The sequence below is a fragment of the Kluyvera sp. genome (assembly GCF_047971185.1).
GTDB lineage: Bacteria > Pseudomonadota > Gammaproteobacteria > Enterobacterales > Enterobacteriaceae > Kluyvera.
In genome coordinates this window covers 46,005-70,052 of record NZ_JBKDZH010000032.1, presented here as the reverse complement: position 1 = coordinate 70,052, position 24,048 = coordinate 46,005, and the positions used below count along the sequence as shown (strand labels likewise).

Annotated in this window: 22 protein-coding genes and 1 pseudogene; 6 read left to right on the top strand and 17 right to left on the bottom strand. The window is 61.8% G+C overall.

All coding sequences use genetic code 11. The features are described from left to right. From ACK5JN_RS07925 to ACK5JN_RS07880, 10 genes are all read right to left on the bottom strand, one after another. Entirely contained in the window at positions 1 to 1,692 is a 1,692-nt protein-coding gene (locus ACK5JN_RS07925) for a glycosyltransferase family 2 protein (protein ID WP_416869653.1), read from the bottom strand. After that, positions 1,683 to 2,036 carry a hydroxymyristoyl-ACP dehydratase gene (locus ACK5JN_RS07920; RefSeq protein ID WP_416869652.1) on the bottom strand — a complete coding sequence of 118 codons (354 nt, stop codon included), beginning with the start codon at positions 2,034 to 2,036 and terminating at the stop codon, positions 1,683 to 1,685. Before ACK5JN_RS07920 ends, ACK5JN_RS07925 begins: the two co-directional genes overlap by 10 nt. After that, positions 2,023 to 3,384 carry an AMP-binding protein gene (locus ACK5JN_RS07915; RefSeq protein ID WP_416869651.1) on the bottom strand — a complete coding sequence of 454 codons (1,362 nt, stop codon included), beginning with the start codon at positions 3,382 to 3,384 and terminating at the stop codon, positions 2,023 to 2,025. Before ACK5JN_RS07915 ends, ACK5JN_RS07920 begins: the two co-directional genes overlap by 14 nt. Beyond that, entirely contained in the window at positions 3,381 to 3,962 is a 582-nt protein-coding gene (locus ACK5JN_RS07910; RefSeq protein WP_416869650.1) for a hypothetical protein, read from the bottom strand. Before ACK5JN_RS07910 ends, ACK5JN_RS07915 begins: the two co-directional genes overlap by 4 nt. Before the next feature lie 6 nt (positions 3,963 to 3,968). Further along, positions 3,969 to 4,220, bottom strand: coding sequence for an acyl carrier protein (locus ACK5JN_RS07905; protein WP_416869649.1), 252 nt, complete (start codon positions 4,218 to 4,220; stop codon positions 3,969 to 3,971). Between the two features lie 11 nt (positions 4,221 to 4,231). Next, positions 4,232 to 4,489: a phosphopantetheine-binding protein gene (locus tag ACK5JN_RS07900; RefSeq protein WP_416869718.1), complete on the bottom strand. Its 258-nt coding sequence runs from the start codon at positions 4,487 to 4,489 to the stop codon at positions 4,232 to 4,234. Then, a complete protein-coding gene (locus ACK5JN_RS07895) occupies positions 4,470 to 5,303 on the bottom strand; it encodes a lysophospholipid acyltransferase family protein (protein ID WP_416869648.1) in 834 nt (277 codons plus the stop codon). Before ACK5JN_RS07895 ends, ACK5JN_RS07900 begins: the two co-directional genes overlap by 20 nt. After that, positions 5,282 to 6,004: a beta-ketoacyl synthase chain length factor gene (locus ACK5JN_RS07890; RefSeq protein WP_416869647.1), complete on the bottom strand. Its 723-nt coding sequence runs from the start codon at positions 6,002 to 6,004 to the stop codon at positions 5,282 to 5,284. The genes ACK5JN_RS07895 and ACK5JN_RS07890 overlap by 22 nt, the downstream gene beginning before the upstream one ends. Positions 6,005 to 6,077: 73 nt before the next feature. Continuing rightward, the gene (locus ACK5JN_RS07885) at positions 6,078 to 7,136 is read right to left on the bottom strand and encodes a methyltransferase (RefSeq protein WP_416869646.1); all 1,059 of its coding nucleotides are present in this window, start codon (positions 7,134 to 7,136) and stop codon (positions 6,078 to 6,080) included. Between the two features lie 60 nt (positions 7,137 to 7,196). After that, complete coding sequence (locus ACK5JN_RS07880) at positions 7,197 to 7,586, bottom strand: hypothetical protein (protein ID WP_416869645.1); 390 nt, start codon at positions 7,584 to 7,586, stop codon at positions 7,197 to 7,199. Between the two features lie 686 nt (positions 7,587 to 8,272). Between ACK5JN_RS07880 and benC the strand changes: the two are divergent. Both benC and ACK5JN_RS07870 read left to right on the top strand, forming a co-directional pair. After that, positions 8,273 to 9,258: pseudogene (gene benC, locus ACK5JN_RS07875) on the top strand (benzoate 1,2-dioxygenase electron transfer component BenC); the annotation flags it as partial. Between the two features lie 111 nt (positions 9,259 to 9,369). Next, positions 9,370 to 11,037 carry a cytochrome P450 gene (locus ACK5JN_RS07870; protein ID WP_416869717.1) on the top strand — a complete coding sequence of 556 codons (1,668 nt, stop codon included), beginning with the start codon at positions 9,370 to 9,372 and terminating at the stop codon, positions 11,035 to 11,037. Here ACK5JN_RS07870 and ACK5JN_RS07865 read toward each other — a convergent pair. Continuing rightward, positions 11,034 to 11,939: a helix-turn-helix domain-containing protein gene (locus tag ACK5JN_RS07865; RefSeq protein ID WP_416869644.1), complete on the bottom strand. Its 906-nt coding sequence runs from the start codon at positions 11,937 to 11,939 to the stop codon at positions 11,034 to 11,036. The two genes, ACK5JN_RS07870 and ACK5JN_RS07865, sit on opposite strands and share 4 nt — an antisense overlap. Positions 11,940 to 12,250: 311 nt before the next feature. On the opposite strand from ACK5JN_RS07865, the gene ACK5JN_RS07860 reads away from it, so the two are divergent. The 4 genes from ACK5JN_RS07860 (at position 12,251) to ACK5JN_RS07845 (ending at position 16,527) form a co-directional block, all read left to right on the top strand. Beyond that, the gene (locus ACK5JN_RS07860; protein WP_416869643.1) at positions 12,251 to 13,987 is read left to right on the top strand and encodes an FAD-dependent oxidoreductase; all 1,737 of its coding nucleotides are present in this window, start codon (positions 12,251 to 12,253) and stop codon (positions 13,985 to 13,987) included. A gap of 14 nt (positions 13,988 to 14,001) precedes the next feature. Further along, positions 14,002 to 15,117, top strand: coding sequence for an NADH:flavin oxidoreductase/NADH oxidase (locus tag ACK5JN_RS07855; RefSeq protein ID WP_416869642.1), 1,116 nt, complete (start codon positions 14,002 to 14,004; stop codon positions 15,115 to 15,117). Next, entirely contained in the window at positions 15,114 to 15,443 is a 330-nt protein-coding gene (locus ACK5JN_RS07850) for an NIPSNAP family protein (protein ID WP_416869641.1), read from the top strand. The genes ACK5JN_RS07855 and ACK5JN_RS07850 overlap by 4 nt, the downstream gene beginning before the upstream one ends. Before the next feature lie 184 nt (positions 15,444 to 15,627). Next, complete coding sequence (locus ACK5JN_RS07845; RefSeq protein ID WP_416869640.1) at positions 15,628 to 16,527, top strand: helix-turn-helix domain-containing protein; 900 nt, start codon at positions 15,628 to 15,630, stop codon at positions 16,525 to 16,527. A 17-nt stretch (positions 16,528 to 16,544) separates the two neighbouring features. Here the strand turns inward: ACK5JN_RS07845 and ACK5JN_RS07840 are convergent, their stop codons facing one another. The 6 genes from ACK5JN_RS07840 to ACK5JN_RS07815 form a co-directional block, all read right to left on the bottom strand. Continuing rightward, on the bottom strand, positions 16,545 to 17,360 hold the full coding sequence (locus ACK5JN_RS07840; protein WP_416869639.1) for an SDR family NAD(P)-dependent oxidoreductase: 816 nt from the start codon (positions 17,358 to 17,360) through the stop codon (positions 16,545 to 16,547). A 145-nt stretch (positions 17,361 to 17,505) separates the two neighbouring features. Further along, positions 17,506 to 18,495, bottom strand: a complete 990-nt coding sequence (locus ACK5JN_RS07835) for an ABC transporter permease (protein WP_416869638.1) — start codon at positions 18,493 to 18,495, stop codon at positions 17,506 to 17,508. 2 nt (positions 18,496 to 18,497) lie between these two features. Continuing rightward, positions 18,498 to 19,427 (bottom strand): ABC transporter permease, encoded by a 930-nt coding sequence (locus ACK5JN_RS07830; protein ID WP_416869637.1) that lies wholly within the window; start codon positions 19,425 to 19,427, stop codon positions 18,498 to 18,500. Beyond that, positions 19,405 to 21,045, bottom strand: a complete 1,641-nt coding sequence (locus ACK5JN_RS07825) for a dipeptide ABC transporter ATP-binding protein (protein ID WP_416869636.1) — start codon at positions 21,043 to 21,045, stop codon at positions 19,405 to 19,407. The genes ACK5JN_RS07830 and ACK5JN_RS07825 overlap by 23 nt, the downstream gene beginning before the upstream one ends. A 9-nt stretch (positions 21,046 to 21,054) precedes the next feature. Continuing rightward, on the bottom strand, positions 21,055 to 22,809 hold the full coding sequence (locus ACK5JN_RS07820) for an ABC transporter substrate-binding protein (protein WP_416869635.1): 1,755 nt from the start codon (positions 22,807 to 22,809) through the stop codon (positions 21,055 to 21,057). A gap of 21 nt (positions 22,810 to 22,830) precedes the next feature. Next, complete coding sequence (locus ACK5JN_RS07815) at positions 22,831 to 24,039, bottom strand: GNAT family N-acetyltransferase (protein WP_416869634.1); 1,209 nt, start codon at positions 24,037 to 24,039, stop codon at positions 22,831 to 22,833. Positions 24,040 to 24,048 lie beyond the last annotated feature (9 nt).

The window sequence follows — 24,048 nt, the reverse complement described above, 5'->3', positions numbered from 1 at the left end:
TTACTCCTTGTTTTGAGGATCCGGCAGCTGCCAGAAATCGAAAAAGTTAAACCAGTCGAGCGGCGACCGTAGCGCGTGGTGCTCCAGGCGTTCGGCGTAGCGATCGATGGCCTGCTGCAGCGCCTGCTGGCGCGCGGCGCGCGGCAGGTGCAGCGGGTCGGCAAACGGTTCGCAGTGGATATGCAGCTTGTCCCCCTGGCGCAGCGCGAACAGCAGTTCGACCGGGCAGCGCAAAATCGCCGCCAGAATAAACGGCCCCTGCGGGAACGGAGCGGGCTGGCCCATAAAGCGGCTCCAGCACACGCGCCATTCGCCGCCGCGCTGCGGGCTGACCGCAATACGATCGCCGACGATGGCAATCCACTCGCCGCGATCCAGCTTCTCCTGCAGCAGTATGGCGGTATCCGGGCCGATGTCGGTGACCGGCAGCAGGTTAATTCCCGCCTGCGGCGCCATCTCCTGCATGATCTGCTTGAAGCGCTGGGCGTTATCGCTGAACACCAGCGCGTTAATGGTTCGGCCGCCTTCCAGTTGCGCCAGCGCCCGGCAGACTTCGACGTCGCCGAGATGCGAGGCCAGCAGCAGCTTGCCGCGGCCGTCTCCGCCGTTGAGCGTCGCCTCCGCGCCCGGCGCAAAGACCACGTCGCGCCCCAGGCGCAGCTCGCCGCGCCAGCTGGCGATTTTATCCAGCATCGCGTTGCCAAAACGCAGGAAGTGCCGATAGCTGGTGAGTTTTTCCGGCACCGGCATTCCGCGCTCGCGGAGCTGCTCGCGGACGCGCTGCACCCAGCGCTGCGAGGCGTGACGCGCCTGCGTCGCCGTCAGCCAGTACACGGCCACCACCGGATAGAGCAGCAGCGTGAACGCCTTTCTGCCCAGCAGACGCCACACCCGTAGCATCAGGCGCATGCCCCATAGCCCTTTAACCTCCTGCTGGCGCGCCCAGTGCGGCGAGGCGCGGCGGAACAGCAGCGACGGAATGCGCGGCAGCATGCCGAAGAACAGCCGCGTGTGCATGCGCGAAATGCGCAGGTTGTCTTTGAGCGCATCGAAATGGGAAAGACCGTCCAGCGGATAGGTCACGCGGGTCGGCAGGAAATAGCTGGGGGTTCCCTGCCAGTAGAGACGCACCATCACTTCGGTATCAAAATCCATCCGCTGGCCGAGGGTGACGCGCTGTGCCAGCTGAAGCGTGGGGGCAACCGGGTAGACGCGAAAGCCGCACATGCTGTCTTTTAGCTGCAGCGAGAGCGTTTCAATCCACACCCAGACGTGGGTCACCCAGCGGCCATACAGGCGAGAGCGGGGAATGGAGTCGTCATAAATCGGCTGCCCGGAAATCAGCGCGCCGGGGTGCGCGTGCGCCAGCGCCAGCAGCGCTGGAATATCTTCAATGGCGTGCTGCCCGTCGGCATCCACCTGCACGGCATGGCTGTAGCCGGCTTCCGCCGCCGCCTGCAGACCGCGGATCACCGCCGCGCCTTTGCCCGCGTTGGCCGTCAGGCGAATCAGCGTCAGATGGTCGCTTTGCGCCGCCAGCCGATCCAGCTCATCGCGGGTGGCGGCGTCGCTGCCGTCGTCGACCACAATGCAGGGCAGGCCAAAGGGTTGCAGGCGCGCGAGCACGCCCGACATCATCGCGCCGTGGTTATAGCAGGGGATTAATACGCACGGGGAGACGGTTATCGACATAGCCGAATCTTCCCGCTGCTGGCCGTATGGCGCGCGTCGCCGTCGTGGCGCTGGTAGCTGAACGTTAGTAGTCCGCGCTCTTCCTGCCAGTTCAGGGTCAGCGTGACCACCGTCGAGGGCAGCAGCGGGGCCTGAAACTTAACGTTCTGAATGCTGTGAAAACGCCAGCCGGGGGCCAGCTCGGTGGTGGCGTAGTGCATCACCCACTCCATCTGTGCCACGCCGGGCAGCAGCGGCTGAATGGCAAAGTGGCCCTGGAACCAGAACAGATCGGGGTCAAGCGACAGCACAATTTCCAGCGGCTGCTGGGGGGCCTGATGGCGCTCAATTTCACGGGGTTTCATGAAATAACTCCTGTAATTGCGCATAGACACGCTTATTCATACTGTTGACCGGAATGTCATCCATCACCCGCCAGTAGCGCGGCACGGCCACCGGCTCCAGCCACGGGCGCAGCGCGCGTCGCCAGGCAAGCTCCAGCGCTTTAGCGCTGCCGTTTTGCCAGCGCTGGCGGGCATCGTCATTCAGCACCAGCAGGACGCCCACGCACTGGCGACCGCCGCGGGTCAGCGGCAGCGCCGCGGCGTCGCGGATGTCTTCCAGCGCCAGCAGCCGCCGTTCCACTTCCTGTAGCGAAATGCGCTTTTCTTCTATTTTGACTATCCGGCCACGGCGGCCGGTCAGATGAAAACGCCCGTCGGGATCGAAGTGCAGAATGTCGTCAATAACATGGCCGCTAGCGTCAGCGATCAGCGGCGAAAAGAGGCGTAACGCGCCGTCTTCAGCCGAAAAATGGACGCCGGGGAAGGGGAGCCAGCTGGCCGCCTCCTGCTGGCGATAGCGCCAGGCGATCACCCCGGTTTCGGTACTGCCGTAGATTTCATCCGGCCAGACCTTCAGCCACTCGGCGGCCTGCGCGGCGTCCCGCCACGGCAGCGCGCCGCCCGCCGACAGGAGCAGCGCCAGCGGCGGCGGAGTCAGGCGTGGGTCAAGCCGTTTTAAAAAGGCCGGGCTGCTGATAAACGCGTAACGGTGCTGGTGATCCAGCGCCGCCAGCTGTTCAGCATAGTGGATGAGCGACGCGTGTAGCGGCAGGCCCAGCGCCATCGGCAGGAAAATACGAAACGTGAGGCCGTAAAGATGCTGCGGCACCACCGACGCGACGACGCGGCTACCCGTCAGACGCTCGGCAAAGCGCGTCGACAGCAGCGCCGCTTCGCGGTCGAGCGCGTGAATGGATTTGAGAATGCGCTTCGGCTGGCCGGTTGAACCCGAGGTGAACAGCTCGACGTGCGCCTCGGGGGGGATGGCCGGGAAGCTGAAGTGCGCAGCGCTGGCGCACATCGTGGAGCCCACGCGGTGCTGTGGACCAGGCCAGTCAAGCGCGCTGTCGCTCAGCACGCCGTCAAACAGCGCGCGCTGTTCATTCAGCAACGAAGCGCGGCTGTGGCCGGGGATCACCGGCGTTTTACCCGCGTGTAATGTTGCCAGCAGGGCCACAATAAACAGATAGCTATTTTCCAGGCACAGCGCCCAGCGCTCGCCCGGCAGCGGCTGCAGCTCGGCGATAAGCCGGGCCACGTCGGCGCGCAGGTGGCCGAGCGTCCAGGTGTGCTGCTCCTGCCAGGCAATCGGCGTTTCCGTCGGCCGGGGGGCGCTAAGCCATTGCGCTAGCGTCAGGGGTTGCTTCATTGTGGATCTCGTTTCATCATCCGGCGGCGCACCAGCCATTCTCCGCCCATCAGTAGGCCCATTAGCAGATAGGCAATCATGCCGTTCCACAGCGTCCACAGGGCCATATCGCCGTGCAGCGCGGTGAACAGCGCAATGCTGCCGTTAATAATGAAAAAGGCGCTCCACAGCTGCGTGACTTTGCGGGTATAACGCACGCCAGCGACGGGGAGGTCGGGTTCACTAAGGCGCGCCAGGCGTTCGACAATCGGCATCGCCGACCACAGCGAACCGCCAAACACCGCCAGCATCACCGCGTTGACCACCACCGGATAAAACAGCAGCAGCTGATGGCTTTTCAGCAGGTAGCTGGCAAGGCACAGCGTGATGCCCGCCACCGCCACCACCTGGGTGACGACACGCAGCGGCCCCGCCTGTCGCCGGGTCTGGCGAAAGCGCAGGAAGAGGAGTAACGCCATCAGCGGTAGCAGCCAGTGCAGGCCGTTATGCGCCAGCCCAAAGCCGATTAAAAACGGCCAGGCCAGCAGCAATAATCCGGTCAGGAGCGGTACGATGGGCAGCGAGCGAAGGCCCGGCATCGCGTATTACGCTTCTTTCAGTAGACGCTCAACCGCGTCCACCACGTCCTGTACGGTGCGCACCGCTTTAAATTCTTCCGGCTTAATTTTCTTACCGGTTTTCTTTTGCAGATGCACGATCATGTCGACCGCATCGATGCTGTCCAGCTCAAGGTCTTCGTACAGACGCGCATCAGGGTGGATATCCTGCGGTTCAACTTCAAACAGCTTAACCAGCAGGGCGGACACTTCGTCGTAAATGGCTTGTTGTTCGGTCATAACGGCTATCCTCAGGCACGTTGCGCGTGAATGAAAGATGCCAGCGTGGCAACAGAGAAGAAGTGCTGGCGCATCTCTTCACTTTCTGCGGACAGCACCACGCCGTACTGATTTTTTACCGCCAGCCCTAATTCCAGGGCATCAATAGAGTCCAGCCCCAGGCCATCGCCAAACAGCGCCGCCTCGGTATCAATGTCGTCTGCCGATAGCTCATCCAGATTAAGGGTAGTTATGATGAGATTTTTGATTTCAAGATGGAGCGCTTGCATCATTAATTCCTATGCCATTCGTAGTATTTGTTTGTAATTTAAGCAAAATATGCCGGTTTAGCTGCCGTGCTGCCAGCGCCGGTTCTTGTGAATTTGCATGATAAAACTGTTCGAGCGCCAGCCGTTCGCCCACCTCGATGGTAAAGAGAGGCTTGGTTTTCGGCGCGTCATACCATTTACTCTGTTTGCCCAGCATATGCTCGGTGCAGCGGATAACCACGATGCGGAGATCGCTGCCGCAGCGCACGGCAATATTGGCCGCGCCGCGCTGCAGGGTCATTTTTTCGCCGGGAACGGTGCGCGTGCCTTCGGGGAAAATCAAAATGGTATCGCCCTGCTGCAGGCGCTGTCGGCTGGCCGGTAGCAGCGCATCGGCCTGATCGTTAATCAGATAGTCGGCGGCACGAATCACGCCGCTGACGAACGGGTTGTGCAGCAGCGCGCTTTTCACCAGACAGTCGGTTTCGGGCATGATAGAGGCCAGCATCACGTAGTCAATCAGACTAGGATGGTTCGCCACCACCAGACAGCCGCGCTCCTGGCGCAGCGTTTCCGCGCCCTCAATGCGGTAATCCAGTACCCCGACCGCCCTGACCACCGCGAGGAAAAAGCGGAAGCTGAGCGAGATACTGCGCCGCGCCAGACGTCGACGCCGCGCTTTGTTGCGCACGACAACCAGCAGTAAATTGAACCAGATAAGCGACAGCAGCAGCCCGCCCAGGCCGAAGAGCGCAAAGCAAAAGCCGGTCATCGCCGCGCGCCAGAGGCGGTTCAGGCGTGAAAATAGCGCCTTCATGGGCGGCTCCAGCGCCATTGCACCCGCTCGCCGGGGATGGCGAAGGTGGCGGCGTTTTGTAAATAGTGCTGCAGGAACAGCAGGCTTTGCGGCAGGGCGCTTTCCGCCTGCGCGGCGTCGCGCTGGGTTTCGCATTGCCACTGCTGGCCTGCTTCCAGTACCAGCCCGACGGCGTACGGCCAGGTGGGCATCGTCGGCGGCAGGCGGGAGTGATAAAATTCGGGCAGAAAACCGTCGAAATCGACCATCAGAATACGCGAGTAGCCGGCCTGCATCAGCGCAAGGGCTTCGCAAAGCCCCTGCTGGAAGGTGTCGCGGCCAGCGGAAAGTGAAGACGATACCAGCGGCTGCCTGGCGGCGATGGTCAGATTGCCGACAGAAGAATTATGCACCGAGAGCGCAAAGTCAGTAGGGGAGAGTGGTTGTTCCGTCGCCAGCGCTTGCAGGATACGGAAGTTGCGCTCCAGCTCGCCGTGGCGGCTGGTGAACAGCACCGCCTCAATCGCGTGACGGCGCAGCAGCGACAGGCCGCATTCCACGGCCAGCTTGCTGCCGGAGCTGAGGCGGCGCGCGGTCATCATCGGCAGCTCAGTGGGTTTCGCCAGCGGCGCGGAGGGATCGATGGCGTGCGGATCCTGTGACCATTGCTGCCACTGTTCCGCGCTGCTGATACCCGGCGCGCTGGCCTGCCAATCAACGATGTTTAATGCAAATTTCATCTACTCGCGCCTAATCAATGAGTCAACCGGCATCCGCTCGTATGCCAAAAAATAAAATAGCGACGCCGTAGAATTATTTCTTATGACAAATCAGGAGGGTATGACCAATACCCAGATTGTCGTGGCGTTCTTCTACCCGGAACCCCGCGCGGTCCAGATAGTGATAAAACTTCTCTGCGCTGTAAAACCGGCTGTTGCCGTTGGCCATGCAGGTAAAGTACAGCGACGTTGCGTTAAGGCTAAACGCCGCGGCTTCAAATTTCTGCGCATCCCAGAACAGCTCCATAATGCACAGCCTGGCCCCCGGTTTCATCGCGCCGGCGACGTTACCCAACAGGGTAATAATTTGTTCCGGTGAAAAACAGTCGAGAAACTGACTCATCCACCAGATATCGGCGTCACGGGGTAATGGCGCATCGCTTAACATATCGACCGCGTGAAAATTAACCCGATGAGCCATGCCTGCCTGCGCAATATTGTCACGCGCTAACGCAATTTGCTGCGGCAGGTCTAATAACGTTACCGCAATATTCTCATCATATCGGCAACAATGCAGCGCCCATTTACCGGTATTTCCGCCCACATCATACAATGTTGCCGGGCGGCTGGCGAAAACCCGCGGAAGAGCTTCAGTGAAGGCGCCGTCAGAGTAATAATGATCGAAGGCAAACCAGCTTTCCCGCGTGGTATCCGGAAGCTGGGATAACGCAGGATAAATTGTCGGCCAATCGCCGAAAACTTTCAACCCCGATGGTTTACCTTCCTTTAATGCGTGTTCGAGAAAGAATAATCCTTGATAACAAACATTCTGCGTGAAATCCATATTTACGTTGGTCATTTTATCGTGCAGCAGAAAATGGCCAACCTTGGTTAAATAATAGACGTCATCGGTTGCCGTGACGATTCGCCCACTCAGCCCCATATCCAGAAGAATACTAATTGCGTATTCATTCAGTGAACAGCACTCGGCAATATCTTCCAGCGTCGCGCCGCTTTTACCCTGCCGATCTAAAAAAGTGAGTATACCGGTATTACGAAGGCTGAGGGCCGCCTGAAATAGCATCGGGGCAAAGGCAATTTTTTGCGCTTCGGTGATTGCTTCCAGCGCGCTCAGTGAGTCCTGTTTATACATATTATTTGGGTCTGTTGAGGGGGCAGAATTTAAGCCTGCCGCAGCAGGCTTCGCGTAAACTTACTTCAGCGTCGCGGCCGCCAGGTTCACCTGGATGTCTTTGTCGAGGTTTCTGACCCAACGGTTGTAATTTTTATGAATACTTCCGCCGGAAGCCATCAGGTTGAAGCTGCTATCGTAAATGATGGAATAGCTGGTGGCGGTATATTTGATATTTACCGTAGCGGAGTGATCGCGTGCTTTCTGCGTGGCTTTGATGACGCCAGGGTCGGCATCGGTCATGATCCACTGGCGCTGAATGCCCGCCATCAGAATGGCGTTTTTCATCTGGTCGGTGGTATGACCCGCCGCGACCACGGTATTAATTTGTTCGATTGGCGCGGTACGCGCGCAGCCCGCCAGCAGGCCAATGAAGGCGAAAACAGCAAACCATTTAGCTATCTTTTTCATACTGATTTCCTATCAAATATCACTATTTGTTTTGTTATATGCCAGTAGAGATTACATGCAATGAGATGATGCGTGATAAATCATCTCAGGATATAACATCGTTTGTGTATCGAGTAAAACGAATATGGGAGATGGGGTTTATATTTTTTGACGGGTATCTAAATATAGGCAACATAATTAACATTAACGGTGGCAGTTCAATTGATGATAAATATTTAGTTCGATAAATAAATTTGTTTTATTTATCCTAAATTCAGGAGTGTTTAACTAATTTATTTCTTTATTTCCATTTGGCTCCATTTTTTTTAACATGTGCGGGCGTTTTTTTAACGCAAAAGGGGTGGCGTGTATACCTATTAATTATGATGGGTTTGAAGAAAATAAAGGTCTGCAATGCGAAATAGGCGGCAGCAAAACCGGGTCAGCATGCCAACCCGGCCTCTTATCGACTTATTTCACTGGCGTATAGCTTAGTTCCACCTTATCGTCCGGAATGAATAACCTCTCTTATTTCATGGGTATACCCCCGTTTTTCCTTCGGCATAAATGTGATCGCCCCCGCTAACCCGGCCAGATGCCGGTTTTGTCCTGTTTAATGCTATCTCTGTCCGTTGTGTCAAAACGGCATCCAGCATTTGATGAAGCATCGGATTTTCCGACCGCAACTGCCTGGAGGATGAGAAGAGATGAGTCATCAAATTACCCTTCGTTTTGAAGACGGGGCGATGCAGACGATCGACTGCCGTGCCGGTGAGTCCGTCGCCGACGCCGCGCTGCGCGCCAGAATCAGCATTCCGCTCGACTGCCGCGACGGCGTGTGCGGCACCTGCAAAGCCACCTGTGCGTCCGGCGAATATCAGCACGGCGACTACGTGGATGATGCGCTCTCGGCCGAAGAAGCCGGTGCCGGAAGGGTACTGACCTGCCAGATGCGCCCGGTCAGCGACTGCGTGGTGGAGATTGCCGCCGCCTCCGACGCCGCGGACGTGGGCACCTTCCACGGGCATATCACCGCCAGCCGCGCGCTGTCGCCCACGACCTTGACCTTCTCCATCGCCCTCGACGATCGCCAGGCGCTGCGCTTCCAGCCCGGGCAGTACGTGAATGTCCAGGTGCCCGGCAGCGACCAGACGCGCTCGTACTCGTTCAGCTCTGGCCCGGCGGAGAGCGAAGTGTCGTTCGTGGTGCGCAACGTGCCGCAGGGGCTGATGTCCGGCTGGCTGAGCGAGCCCGCCCGGGCGACGCCATCGCCTTTCGGGGGCCGCTGGGCAGCTTCTACCTGCGCCCGATAGCGCGCCCGGTGTTATTCCTCGCGGGCGGCACCGGGCTGGCGCCGTTCCTGTCGATGCTGGCAAAACTGGCTGATGATGCCGTGACGCACCAGCCGGTACATCTGATTTTTGGCGTCACCCGCGATGAGGATATCGTGGCGATTGACGTGCTCGATGATTTTGTCCGTCGGCTGCCGAACTTCAGCTACCGCTGTACCGTCGCCGACCCGCAAAGCGGCTATCCGCACAAAGGTTACGTGACCCAACATATCGATGCCCGCCTGCTCAACGGCGGCGATGCCGACGTGTACCTGTGCGGGCCGCCGCCGATGGTTGATGCGGTGCGCGGCTATCTGGATGCCGAAGGGCTGACGCCGCGCAACTTCTACTACGAAAAATTTGCCGGAGCGGTGCCGACGGTGCAGGGCGGGGAAGCGCCGATATCGGCAGCGGATGTCGACGACGCGTTCGACCTGCGGCTGGCGCTGGAGCTGGGCGCGGTGCAGCTCACCATGGGGCGTCTCTCTGGCGAACAGCTCATCGCTTTCCGCCGGCTGGCAGAGGCGACGGCCACGTTTGTCTCCGGGGGGCGCTTCCTCGACGTGGCGCGCTACGCCGAGGCCAATCACGCGTTCCATCGGTTCCTGATTGAGGCCACCCGCAACGCTCAATTGATTGCGCTGTACGCCCAGCTCGCGGTGCAGGACTACATCGACCGCGCGCTGACCGCCAGCGTGGAGATCGTCGGCGACATCGTGCAGCAGCATCGCGATCTGGTGTCGGCCTTCGAATATGGCGACCTCAACGCCGCCCGCGATGTGCTGGCCCAGCACGCGCAGCATTCACGCACCACCATGAGCCGGGCGCTGGCGCTGAAGGCGGCGCCTGCCGTCGCGCCACCGCTTGCCGCGCCGCCGGAGCCGGAAGCGCCGCGCTGCCCGTTCCACGACCTGCAACCGTCGCTGCCGCCGTACTCCCATGAGCTGGCGTGGCCGCCGGGGCTGGAGCCGTTCAAGGTGGTGGACGATGGCTCTCAGGGCGACCCGTACGAGCACTATCGCTGGATGCGCGAACACGCGCCGGTGCTGCGCTGCCAGTCGGCGACCACCGACGTCTGGTTTCTCTCGCGCTACGACGATGTGTATCAGGCGATCCGTAATCCGAAACTGTTCTCCTCGGAGGTGGTCAGCCCGCCGCCGCTGACCTTCCTCACGCTGTTCGACGCCCCGGGTCATACCCGTCTGCGCAAAGTGGCGCAGCCGTCGTTTATGCCGCTGTCGTTAGAGCCGTTTATTCCCGAAATTGAACGCCGCGCCGAGGCGCTCCTTGACCAGATGCTCGCCAACGGCGGCGGCGATGTGGTGGAAGATTTTGCCATTCCGCTGAGCATTGCCACCATTTCGACGCTGATCGACGTGCCGAACGAGGACGAAGAGAAAATGAAGTTCTGGTCTGATGAAACCTTCAGCTACTTCGGCCGTCTGGCGCGTAACGCTCCCGGCACCGGCACCGATGAACAGAGCGCTATGGCCTTTTTCGCCTACCTGAAAGCGGCGATGGAACGGCTGTATCTCAGCAACAGTCAGTCGATTGGCGGCCATATCGCGCGCATGTGGAAGGAGGGGCTGCTGTCGGAGAAAGAGGCCAAAGAGCTGTGCGCATTCGTCTTTATCGCCGGGCACGATACCACCACCATTCTGGTGGCTAACGCCTTCCGCATGTTCGCCGAACAGCCGCAGCTGGTGGCGCGCCTGCGCGACAACGTCGAGGATACCGACCGTTTCGTCGAGGAGGTGGCGCGCTATCGCGGTACCGTCCAGCGCGTCAGCCGTATCACCACCGAGGCCACTACGGTGGCGGGCGTCGAGATCCCGAAAGGGGCGGTGATCCGCCTGTTGCTGTCGGCAGCGAACCGCGATAGCCGCAAGTTTACCAATGGCGAAACCTTCGATATTGACCGCGATTCCAGCGGCCATCTGGGCTTTGGCAACGGCATTCACAAATGCCTTGGCCAGCCGCTGGCGAAGCTCGAAACGCTGATCGCCGCAAAGCTGGTGGCGCGCAAAGTGGGCGATATCCGCCTCGACCCGGCGCGTCCCATCCAGTACGTGCGCGGCAATAATCTCACCAACTCCGGCCCGGAGCATCTGTTTGTGCAGATGCGCGCACGGGCGGATTAAGCGCGGTGCGACAGGCGGCCCTGCTCCTGAAGACGGTATTCGGTGGGCGGCTGTCCGGTTTGCTTACGGAAGAAACGGCCAAAGTAGGCTTCGTCGCGAAAGCCCAGCTCGCGGGCAATTTGCTTCACGCTGAGGGTCGAGTAAACCAGCAGCCGACGGGCTTCGTGTACGGCGCGGCGGTCGATGGCCTCAATCGCCGAAATGCCGAACGCCTCGCGACAGATGCGGGTGAGCTGACCGGCGGAGATGCCCATCGCATCGGCATAGCGGGCGACCGGCTGGCGGGTGCGGCAGCGCTCGTCAAGCAGCAGGCGGAAACGCTCAATGCGCGCGACGAGGGCGGCGCGGGCAGGGTTACCCGCCAGCCGCGCCTGCTCGCTCTGGCGGGCAATCTGCACCAGTAGCGCGATGGTCAGCGCCAGCCCGGCGGTGTACTGCCAGCGCTCCGGGTGCTCGGCCTCGCGACCAATGGCGTCGAACAGCGCCTCCAGCGGGCCGCCGCGACGGCTGTGTGGGTCAACGGTCAGCACCGCCGGGGTGCGGATCACCGTCAGCAGTTCGGGGGCGGCGGTCATGGCGATGGATTCAATGGCCGACTGCGCGGTGGTAATGACGTGGCCGTCGACGTCATTACGGAAGCGAAAGCCGTGCACCGAACGGGCGGGGACCACGATCAGACAGGGCGCGTCGAACCGCCAGATCTGACCGTCGATCGAGGTTTCACCGCCGCCGTGGGTCAGGTACAGCACCTGGATCAGCGCGTCGTGATAGTGCGGCTCAATCTCAAAGCCAAAGCGGCTGGCGCGAGAGGGAATGCGCTCGTGGTGCACGCTGTCGACGGCGGCCTGCGCGCCGTAAAGCGCATAGCTGGGCAGGGTTTTGCGGGCGGCGTTAGCGGTCATGATGCCGGTTTTGTCCTGTCATGGTGCAGTGCTCCGGTGGCAGAGATAAGCGCTGATTCGGCGATAAAACGCGCAGCGACGCAAGGGCGTGTTGTCAATCTTGTGATCTGAACGGGGTGGATAACCGACGCTTCTCTATAGCGCTGAAGGCAAAAATTTGCGCCAGAACACAGTTCTTCGCAATTGTCGAAAAGTGCAGGTTTTGGTGTGAAAGAGGCCTTCTTTTTCCCCTGTGAGCTGTGAAAAATGCACATGTAACGTTTTTTTAACATGCGCAAAATAATAAAAATCCTTCATCTGCGAGGTACCCTATGGCTGTAGAACTTCCCGCCCGCGAGTGCGACGTGCTGGTGATTGGCAGCGGCGTTGGCGGGCTATCCGCCGCGGTGACCGCGGGCCTGAATGGGCTGGACGTCCAGGTTATTGAAAAAGACCGGGTCTTTGGCGGTACGACCGCGTTTTCCGGCGGCGTGCTGTGGATCCCCGATAACCATCTGGCGCGCCAGCAGGGCATCGACGACAGCCAGGCGGCGGCGCGTACCTACCTGCAAAGCGAGGCCGGTGAGAGTTTTCGCCCGGAGGTGGTGGATGCCTTCCTGAAAAACGGCCCGGAAATGCTGCGCTTTTTCGAAGAAAACACCCGCTTTCGCTGCACGCTGTATCAATACCCTGACTACCATCCCGACGCCCCCGGCGGCGTGATGCGCGGCCGCTCCGTGGTGCCCGAGGCGTTTGATATCCGCGCGCTGGGCGACGCGATGCCGCGCCTGCGTAAACCGCTGCGTACCATCACCTTTATGGGGATGATGTTCAGCTCATCGAACAATGACCTGAAGCACTTCTTTAACGCCACCCGCTCGCTGAAATCGTTCGCCTACGTCGTGAAGCGCCTGAGCCGCCATCTGCTGGAGGTGGCCCGCTACGGGCGCGGGATTACCGCCAACGGCGGCAACGCGGTGGTGGCGCGGTTGGCCTGTTCGGCGCGGGATCTGGGCATCCCGATTCACACCGGGGTGGCGGCGAAAGATCTGATCGTCGAGCGCGGCGTGGTGCGCGGCGTGGAGGTAGAGCTGAACGGCGAGCGGGTTAAGCTGTACGCCCGGCGCGGAGTGGTGCTGGCATCCGGCGGTTTTGCCCGCGATGACGCGCGGCTGAAAAAACTCTACCCGCACGTGCGGCGCGGCGGCATTCAGCTCTCGCCGACGCCGCCCGGCGTCGATACCGGCGACGGCATCGCCATGGCCGAGCGGATCGGCGCGCGCTTTGACGACAGCTATGCCAACGGCGCGGCGTGGATCCCAGCGTCAAAAGTGCAGATTGGCCGCCGGGAGTATGTCTTCCCGCACCTCGTCGACCGCTACAAGCCCGGCTTTATCATGATCAACCGCCACGGCGTGCGCTTTTGCAACGAAGCGGATTCCTACCATGACGTCGGTATCGCGATGATTGAAACCTGCCGTGACGACAACGAAACCTTCGCCTGGCAAATCTGCGACCGCCGCGCGCTGCGCAAGTACGGCATGGGATTTGCCAAACCCGCGCCGCTCCCCGTCTCGCTGTATCTGAAAAACGGCTATCTGGTCGAAGGAAAAACGCTGGCAGAGCTGGCGCAAAAAATGGGCGTCCCGACGGCGGCGCTGGAAGAGACCGTGAGCCACTACAACGCCGATGCCCGCCTGGGCAAAGATTCGCAGTTTGGCCGCGGCGTGTCGGCCTATAACCGCTATCTCGGCGACGCCAGTCATCAACCTAACCCCTGCGTCGCCCCCATTGAGCAGGGGCCGTTTTATGCCGTGAAGCTGTATATGGGCGACCTCGGCACCTTCCACGGCCTGAAAACCGACGCTGAAGCGCGGGTGCTGGATAACCAGGGGCTGCCGATTCCCGGCCTGTATGCCGCCGGTAACGAAATGGCCAGCATGATGGGCGGCAGCTACCCCGGCGCGGGGATCACCCTTGGCCCGGCGGCCACCTTTGGCTATATCGCCGCCCGCAGCATGGCCGCGCGCGGTGAAACGGCGCTGCGGCCGGACCGCGAAGCCTCATAAATCAGGAGAACACTATGTCGACACTTTTTAGCCCACTACAGGTCGGCCCGCTGACGCTGGCCAATCGCATCGTTGTCCCGCCTATGTCGCAATACTCGGCGCAGGCGGACGGCATCGTCACCCCCTGGCACGCGCAGCATATTGGCGGCCTGGCCATCTCCGGGGCCGGGATGGTGATTTGTGAAGCGAACGGCGTGACGGCGGACGGGCGCATTACGCCGCACTGTCTCGGGCTGTGGAACCGCGAACAGGCGCAGGCGCTGCAAACGCTGCTGGCCGATATCCGCACCTACAGCAACACGCCGATTGGCGTCCAGCTCAACCACGCCGGGCGTAAGGCGGGCACTAATGCGCCGTGGCGCAATCAGGGCGCCTCGCTGGCCGATGACGAGGGCGGCTGGCCGACGGTGGCGCCTTCGGCTATCGCTTACAAGCCCGGCTGGCGCGTCCCGCAGGTGCTGGACGAAGCCGGAATGGCGCGCATTACTCAGGGCTTCGTTGACGCCGCACAGCGGGCTTTGAACGCCGGGGTGGATTTTATCGAACTGCACGCGGCGAATGGCTATCTGCTGAACCAGTTCCTCTCGCCGCTTAGCAACCAGCGCGAGGATGAGTACGGCGGCAGCCCGCAAAACCGTATGCGCTTTCCCTTGCAGGTCGCCCGCGCGCTGCGGGAGGTGTGGCCGAAAACCCGCCCGCTGGGGGTACGCTTTAACGGCGGCGAATTTGCCGACGGCGGGCTGTCGCTCGACGAAGCGGTACAGTTTGCCCGCGAACTGCACGCGCTGGGCTATGATTACCTCCACGTTTCCGGCGGCTATAACATCTATAATCAGACGCCCAACGCCGACCAGCCGGGCTATATGGTGCCGTTTGCCGAAGCGGTGAAAAAGGCGCTGCCGGAGGCGGTGGTGATTACCGTCGGGCTGGTTTATGAAGCGCCACAGGCGGAGGCGATCGTGCGCGAAGGGCGGGCGGATCTGGTGGCGATTGGCCGCGGGATGCTTGACGACCCCAACTGGCCGATTCACGCGGCGATTGCGCTGGGCGAAAGCGCGCCGTGGCCAAAACCGTACGACCGTTTTGGGCCGCTGGGCTGGCCGACGCACCGTGCGCAGGAGGCCAAATGATCCATCTGCCGATTATTGACCATCGTATTTACACCATTCGCCTGCGTAAAATGAACGACTTTATTGAGGTGTTCGACCGCCTGGCGATGCCGGTTTTGCGCGAGACGCTGGGCAACCCGCTGGGGTTTTACACCAGCTTCGTCGGGCCGCAGAATCAGTTTGTGCATCTGTGGGGCTATGAGAGCCTGGCGGAGTACGAGCGTCGCAGCCAGCTGCGCGACGCGCATCCGGATTTCGCCGCCTATCTGCAAGCGTCAGAGCCGTATATTGTCGCTCAGGAGACGCGGCTGATTCGCGCGACGGCGATGCCGTCGCGGGCGGAATAGTTTAGTGCGGCGATAACCCACACCCCGGCCCTCTCCCTGGAAGGGAGAGGGAGAAAACCCGCGCCGCTCTGTTTCCCTGGATGTTGGGTGGCAGGGAGACAAACCGCGCCGAACTGTCCCCTCGCCCCTTTGGGGAGAGGGCCGGGGTGAGGGGAAAACCGCGCATCACACTCACGGAGGCACCATGAACCTGACCAACAGCATCCCGGTGTTCAAGCTCTACGGCGAAAGCTGGCACTGGCCGACGCCGGATCTCCTGCACTGCGAATCGATCCAGAGCCGCAGCAGCCTCTACGACTGGAGCATTCGCGCCCATCAGCATACCGATCTGGTCCAGATCCTTTACGTCCAGCAGGGGCAGGGCGAGATTGAAATTGAAGGCGTCCGCCAGCCGTTCGCCGAGGCCTGCGTGCAGATTATCCCGGCGCTGTGCGTCCACGGCTTTCGCTTCTCGCCGGGCACACAGGGCTTTTCGCTGTCGCTGGCCGCGCCGCTGGTGGCGCAGTTTGAACAGCAGTTTGGCCGCTCGCTACAGGTGCTTAATCGGCCTTTCCGCGTGCCGGTAGGCGAGGCGGGCGGGCAAGTCCACACCCTGTTTCAGACGCTACAGCAGGAGTATCAGGCCGAGAATGAAGCGCGCGATATGATGCTGCATTCGCTGCTCAGCGCGCTGATGGTGTGGCTCAATCGGCAGGCCGCGCTACCGGCGGCGGTGAGTGATAAAGTGGAGCGCAAACGCGCCGCGATTCGCCGCTTTAATCAGCTGGTGGAAAATCACTACCGCGAACACTTCCCACTGGCCCATTACGCCAGCCAGATTGGTATGTCCGGGGTGCATCTCAATACCCTGTGCCGCGAGTTTCACGGCTGTAGCGCACTCAGCGTGCTGCACCAGCGGCTGCTGCTGGAGGCCAAACGCAGCCTGCTGTACACCAGCATGACCGTCAGCCAGATCTCCGACTATCTTGGTTTCAGCGATGCCACCTATTTTTCGCGTTTTTTCCGCCGCAGCACCGGCTTTTCGCCGCGTGATTTCCGCGATAAACCGACGCAAGCCTGCGCCGAGCCTGCCCACGCGCTATAGCCGGGCAGGCTCGTTGCCTAACGGGTAAAGCCTGGACGCGGCAGCTTGCCCATCAGCATGGTCGGCAGACCGCCGTCGACGCCAATCTCCGCCCCGTTGATGTAGCTCGATTTCTCGCTCAGCAGGAACAGCACCGCGTTGGCGATATCCTCCGGTTTACCGATGCGCTGGCTGGCGGTAAACGCCTCGCGACTCTCGCGCACGCCCGGCTGAGCGTAGTACTCGGCGGTCAACGCGGTTTCAATCATCCCCGGCGCGACCAGATTGCTGCGAATACCATCCTGCCCCCATTCCACGGCGATCTGCTGCGACAGCAGGCCGACGGCGGCTTTGCCGGGGCTATAGGCTCCGCTCCACGGCTGGGGAATACGCCCGGAAATCGAACCGATGTGCACGATGCTGCCGCGTTTTGCCGCGCGCATATCGTGGGCAAATTCGCGCGCGCACAGCAGATAGCCGGTCAGGTTGACGTTGAGCTGTGCCTGCCACTGCTCGAGGCTGATCTCCGCCAGCCCCGCGGGGCGTAAAATGCCCGCTGCATTGACCAGCCCAGCGCACGGTCCGAGCAGCGTCCGCACGCTCAGCGCCGCTTCCTTAACCTGCTCTTCGCGACTGACGTCGCAGGCCACCGCCACGCGTTTACCCGGCAGGTGTTCCAGCTTCAGGCGCACCGCGTCGCAGCGCTGCGGGTTGCTGTCGAGCAGGGCGACGTTGGCGCCTTGCTGCGCCAGCGCGGTGGCGATGGCTTCGCCAATACCGCTCGCCGCGCCGGTAACGGCAAATACCTGGCCGCGCAGGCCCAGCCAGTCCGGGGATGCTTGTCGTTCTGTCATGGTTATCTCCACGTTTTATAGGGTACGGATGCCCTGACATTGTTTGATGCGCGGCGGGGAAAAGGAAGGCACGAACGGAAAGCAGACGGGGACTTTTGGATGTGATTTTGCCGCCCCGCGCTGGCCACGGGGCGGCGGCGAAGCGCTAATGGCTGCGCAAAAACAGACGGTGAATAACGTCGGTCAGCAAATTGCAGACGATAAACACGCAGGCGGCGAAAACGGTGGTGCCGATCACCACCGGGAAATCGCCGTCCAGCGCCGCGTCAATCGCCAGCCGCCCGACGCCGTCGAGACCAAACATTTTCTCCGTGACAATGGCCCCGCCCATAATCGCCGCCAGCTCGAGGCCGGTCAGCATCAGTACGGGGCTAAGCGCGGGCTTCAGCGCGTGGTCGAAATAGACTCGCCATTCGCGTACCCCCTTCGCCCGCGCGGTGCGGATATAGTCCCGGTGCAACACGTCGAGCATACTGCTGCGCAGCACGCGCTGGAAAATCCCCATCTCCGCCAGCGCCAGCGTTAACCACGGCAGCGCAAGATGACGCGCCCACTGCCACGGGTCCTCGCGCAGAGCGACATAGCCGCCTGCCGGAAACCAGCTAAGGTTGTGCAAAGAGAGCTGATAAAACAGGAAAAAGATAATCAGCATACCGCTCAGGAAGGTGGGCAGCGACAGCGCGATATAGGCGAAGAACGCCAGCAGGCGGTCAACGAAACGATCGCGATAGCGCGCGGCCAGCACGCCGGTGAGCAGCGATATCGCCGTCCAGATGACCAGCGCGCCCAGCGCCAGCGACAACGTCACCGGCACTTTTTCCAGAATCAGCTGGGTGACCGGCGTCTGGAAGCGGAACGAGTAACCCAGCGCGGGAGGCCAGTGCAGCAGGCCCACCGGCGCACCCTGAATCTCCGGTCCGCGCAGCAGGAAATAGCGCAACTGCTGGTACCAGGGATCGTTAAGATGCAGCGCCCGGGCGATGGCGGCGATGGCCTCCGGCGTGGCGTTGCGCGGCGCCAGCATGACTGCCGGATCCTGATAGGCGATGCGAGTGAGCACAAAGGCGACAATGAGCACCAGTAGCAGCGTCAGGGCGCTACGCAACAGGGTGTTAACGAGCGTAGAAAAAGTCATGACTATCGGCGCTCCAGATGAGGGTCCAGGACGTTACGCAGGCCGCTGCTCAGGCAGTTAAAGCCCAGTACGGTGAAAAACAGCGCCAGCGCGGGGGCGGCTAAAAACCACGGCTGCACCTGATACATCGCCGAACGCTGGACGTCGGCAATCATATTGCCCAAGCTGGCGGCGGGGGCCGGAATACCGACGCCGAGGAACGAAAGGGTGGCCTCGGCGATAATATTGGTCGGTAGCTGAATGGCCCAGTAGATGCCCATCGTCGGCAGGACGCCGGGAATGATATCGCGCCACAGAATGCGCCACTGGCTTTCTCCCATCAGCGTGGCGGCGGCGACGAACTCCTGCTGGCGGATATCCAGCACCAATCCCCGGCTCAGGCGGGCGAAATAGCCCCAGGAGAAGAAGGTAATGACGAAAATCACCACCCACAGCGGATCGACGCGCGGCCCGCTCTCGCCGCCCTGGTTGAGCGCCAGCAGACTCAGCGCCGTCACCACGAAGGGGAAGGAGAGCACCAGGTTGATCGACTGCTGGCACAGCGCATCAATGCGTCCGCCGCGATAGCCGCCAATCAGCCCGACGAACAGGCCGATTACCATCGCCAGCGTGGTGGCGGGGACGGCAACCAGCAGCGAGATACGGGTGCCGTACAGCGTGCGCACCAGCACATCGCGACCATTATCGTCCGCACCCAGCGGGAACGCCGCCGTGGGGCCCACGGGAATGCCCATATCCGACAGCGCGCTGTCGCGGAACTGCTCGGTTTCACCGTGACCGAGCCATGCCGCGACCAGCGGCGCGGCCAGCGCGGCCAGCACCATCAGCGCGACAATCACCAGCCCGCGGCGGGCGCTCGGTTCATGCCATAATCGTTGCCAGAACGACGACGGCTCGAGGGCTAATGGCTCAGAGAGCAACGGCTGGCTCATGGCCGACCTCCTCACTAAAACGGTAGGCGGCGCCGGGAATAGCCGCCAGCAGTTGCCGGGTCCACGCCTGCTGCGGCCGCTGGAAGATCTGTTCAGTACTGCCCTGCTCAATAATTTGCCCCGCCTGGAGCACCAGTACGCGGTCGCACAGCGCCGCCACGGCGTCGAGATCGTGGGAAATAAACAGCAGCGATAGCCCATAGCGGCCGCGCAGACGGGTAAACAGCTGGATGATGCGGTGCTGGGTGGTGATGTCCAGCGCCGACACCGCCTCGTCGGCGACAATCAGTTTCGGTTTCATGGCTAGCGCACGGGCAATCACCACCCGTTGACGCTGGCCGCCGGAGAGCTGCGACGGATAGCGCGAGGCGGTGGCTGCGGGAAGTTCCACCTGCGCCAGCAAATCGTCAATCGCCGCCCGTAGCGCCGTCGGCGACAGCGGCCGGCCGCGTTCGCGCAGGGCGGTGAGCTGTAGCGGCTGGGCCAGCGTGTCATCAATACGTCGCCGTGGATTCAGGCTGCTGTACGGATCCTGAAACACCATTTGCACCGCATGGCGATCCGGATGATGGTTCCCCGGATCCCGCCACGGCTGGCCTGACAGCGTCAGCGTACCGCTATCCGGGGCGTCCAGCCCGACGACAATACGCCCCAGCGTGCTTTTCCCCGAGCCGGACTCGCCGACCAGCCCCAGGATTTCTCCCTTGTGCAGACGGAAGTTCACGTCATTCAGTACCGGCGCGGCGGTTTTTCCCGACAAAAACAGCGAGGGTTTAACGAAGCGGCGCGAAACCTGACGCACCTCAAGCAGCGGCGTCGCGTCGCCGTGGCTAAACGGCGAGGGCGCGCGCGGATGCCAGCCCGCCTGCAGCAGCGAGCGGGTGTAGTCGTGCTGCGGTGCATCGAACAGGGCGCGCGTGGCCCCCTGTTCAACCACGCGACCGTGCTGCATGACCACGATCCGATCGGCGATGTCCGCCACCACTCGCAGGTTATGGCTGCTAATCACCAGCGCGCAGCCGTGCTGGCGCTGGCGCCGTTTTAACAGGCGCAGAATCGACGCCTGAACGGTGGCATCCAGCGCGGTAGTGGGTTCATCGGCGATAATCAGCGCCGGATTCAGCGCAATGGCGATGGCGATCATCACCCGCTGGCGCTGGCCGCCGGAGAATTTTGCCGGACGCTCGTGATAGCGGCGGGCGGCATCGGCAATGCCCACTTCCGTCAGCAGCGCCAGCACCTGCTCGCGCAGGGCTTTACGCCCCACGCGGCGGTGAGCGAGGATCGCCTCCTCGATCTGTCGCCCCACGCTTTTCAGCGGGTGCAGGTTGCTGAGCGGATCCTGCGACACGTAGCCAATCTGCGCGCCGCGCAGCTGACGCTTCTGTTCGGTGGTGAAGGTGTGCAGCGGCTGGTCGTTAAAGACAATCTCTCCCTGCACGCGCATCGGCGTCGGCAGCAGGCCCAGCACCGCCAGCAGGCTGAGGCTTTTCCCGGAGCCGGATTCACCCACTACCGCCAGCGTTTCACCCGGTTCAACATGAAAACTGACGCCGTTAACCAGCGTGCTGTGCGGGTCAAGGCTAATCGTTAAGCCGCGTACATTGAGTAATGGCATCACGCCCCCTTAAGGCTTCAACGCAATATTGGTGATATCGGCCTGCGTGGCGAGGGAGGACCACGTCCAGTGGGTCACGCGCTCGGAGGTCACCGCGATGCGGCGTTTCTCAAACAGCGGGATCCACGGCAGGTCGGCGGAGACCAGGCGGTCAGCTTCTTGCCAGATAGGGCCGGGGTTATCCGAGCCGTACGCCTGTTTCGCCAGCTGGTTCAGTTTGGGGTTGCTATAGCAGATGGCATATACGTTGCCGCGCCCGCACGGCGAGGCGTCGGAGTTCAGCCAGCCGCCGAGCAGCATGCGCGTCGCCGGGCCCTGCCAGTCCGGCGAGGTCTGACCGAGCGCCAGATCCCAACGGTTTTCCGGGCTTTGCAGATAGGCCATAAACTGCGGCGGCGGCACCGGGATCAGGTTCAGGCGAATTCCCGCGCGCGCCAGATCTTCTTTGAGGATCACCGCCAGCGTGCTGAACTGGTTGTTGGCGCGATAGACCAGATCCAGCGCCAGACCGTCCGCCAGCCCGGCCTCTTTCAACAGCGCTTTGGCTTTTTCCGCATCGCCTTTGCTATCGGGAGTGGCATAAGGATCGAACGCCTCATGGCCGAGCAGGGTGCTGGTGATAATCTGCCCCAGCGGCAGGGCGGCTATTTTCCCGCCCTGCGCCTGCACCAGGTGCGCCTTGTTCACCGCGTAGGCTAACGCCTGGCGGACGCGCAGGTCGCGCAGCGCGGTGGCACCCGCGCTTTTGGCCTGCGGCTGGGCGTTGATGGCGATAAAGTTTGCCGCGCCGCTGTTGGCGGCGTGCAGATACGGGCTTTTCTGCACCAGATACTGACGCACGGCAGCCTGCGGCGGCACGTCGAGGTACAGCGACAGGTCCGCATCCCCCGCCTGAATGCGCTGCATCACGCTATCTTCGTTATTGCCGGTAAAGCTCACCTCGATCGCGTCAACCCACGCTTTACGCGCCGGATCTTCCGCGTGGTTATAGTCTTTGACCTTCGTCAGCAGCAGCTTCTGGCCGCTGACGTAGCTGGCGACTTCGTATGGCCCGCTGGACGGGAAATTTTTGCGGAACTCCTGCGAGTCCGGGAAGTAGCGCGAGGCCACTTCTTCCGGCAGCGGGGTGACAAAGTTCATCGACAAAATATTGAGGAAGTCATAGTTCTTGCTGTCAGACCGCAGGACCAGAGTTTTATCGTCCGGCGCGCTGACGCCCGCAATCTCATGGCTGTCGATGAACGCTTTGCTGGCAGCCAGGTCGCCGGTTGCCACCTTACTGAAGGCCTGGCAATAGTCGGCAAATCCGGAGAACGCGAGGTTGAAGTAGTTGACTGCCGCCACCTGCTTGTTGGGGTCGCAGAAACGCTTAATAGCGTAGACGAAGTCCTTCGCCACAATGGGCCGGGTGGTAGGGCCCGCGTAGCGAATGCCGTCGCGCAGGTGGAAGGTATAGGTTTTACCGTCGGCGCTGACGTCCCATGATTTTGCCAGATCGCCCACCAGCGTGGTGTCGTCCTTCAGGCTCTGCGGCGATCCGGGGTAGGTAACCAGCTGGCGGGTGACCGCGCGCAGAATCTCCCACGAGTCTACCGAGTAGCCGGTCAGCGGATCGAAGGCGTCGAGGTCCGGCTGCAATGAGGCGATTTTTAAGGTACCGCCGGGCTGTGGGGCAGCCTCTTCGGCGAATGCCGGAACCATCACGCCTGTGAGCATGGCGACGAAAAGGGCCTGGCCCGCCAGGGGCCAACGAATGCTGTGCATCAAAAAAGTCTCCAGAAAATGTTAGAAGAAGATCCCCGACCAGGGATGTTCATGACAGGCCAGCAGGCACATTAAACGCGCGGCGGCCTGTGGATGGTGCGGTTGAAGGCGGCGTGCGGCGGCGAGCTGCTGCGCGGTGTATTCGCCGAGCAGCAGCATGGCGAGCGCGTCGATGCCCAGCGTGATATCCGGTCGGCTCGCGCTGCGCTGAATGCCGTCCGACGATAGCCGCCAGACGCCGTGGTTCTCCGCCAGCAGCGGATCGTCAATCGCCAGCGTGACCGCTTCGCCGCTCGTGTAGCGTCGGGCGTTAAGCGTCTGCTCGACGTTGATGATCCGCAGCCAGCTCTCGTCGATGCGCCCCGTTTGCTGGACCGCGCGCGGGTTGGCCAGCAGCAGCGGGAGCGGGTCATCCACCGGGCGGTGCGGCAGTTCGATATAGCGCGCGATATCCAGCTGTAGCAGATAAGCAAACAGCTGCGCGGCAATCTGCGGATCGGCGGCGTGCAAATCGTCCACCACCAGCGTGCGCTCGCGGCTGTAGAGCCAGTTGTCGTCGGGTTTGGCGTGATAGCGCACAAACCCCTGCGGTTCGCCATCCTTCAGCGCCAGCGCCACATAATGGTTGAGGCTGCTGTGCGCCAGTCGGTGCTGCTGAAGCGCCCACCACTGCGGCCAGCGGGTCAGCGTGCCGGCGTGAGGGTGCGGATAGCGAGCGACGATGACTTGCTGCACTTCCCAGGCGTCGGCGGCGGGCAGCAGACGAATGTCGCCTTCCGCCGCAGGCAGCGACGGCAGTTCACGTTTATCGATACGCAGATCCTGAATCGCGGTGGCGATACCAAAGCCGAAGCGCCCGTAAATCGTGCCCTGCGAGGCGCGCAGCGTGGCGACGGCGACGCCCTGCTGATAGAGATCCGCCAACTGTTGGCTGAAGAGCGCCCGCAGCACGCCGCGACGGCTGAAGTGCGGCAGCACGCCAACGTGAGTAATCGCGGCATGTGGCACGCGCTGGCCGCCCGGCAGCGTCAGTTCGCCGGGAAAGCTATTGCTGGTGCCCGCCAGTTGGCCGTCGAGCGAGGCGGCGTAAACGCGCCCCGGCACCACGTAGCGTTCAGCCCACGCATCGACCGGCGTAACGCCGCCCGGCAGGCCGAACATCGCCTGGCGGAACAGCGTCGCGGCGGCGAGCAGTTCGTCGGGATCATGAAGCGTCCGAATCTCTGGCATCGCGGCGTC